General features: G+C 52.0%; 1 pseudogene. It reads left to right on the top strand.

Going from position 1 to position 248, the window contains the following annotated elements:
* Nucleotides 1-248, top strand: a pseudogene (locus ACYP03_RS27325) (ribosome biogenesis GTPase Der); the annotation flags it as partial.

Raw genomic sequence — 248 nt, 5'->3', positions numbered from 1 at the left:
AGGATTTGAGCCTGCTTGGTTTTGCGCTCAATTCCGGCCGTTCGCTGGTTATTGCGGTGAACAAATGGGATGGTCTGGATAACGAAGTCAAAGAGCGGGTGAAATCAGAGCTTGACCGCCGGCTTGGCTTTGTCGATTTTGCTCGAATCCACTTTATTTCTGCCCTGCACGGCACAGGGGTGGGCCATTTGTACGAATCTGTGAAGGAAGCGTACCAGTCTGCGACTAAGCGAATCAGTACCTCCCTG

It is taken from the genome of Photobacterium sp. R1, assembly GCF_054600795.1.
This window is presented reverse-complemented; position numbering and strand designations above follow the sequence as displayed.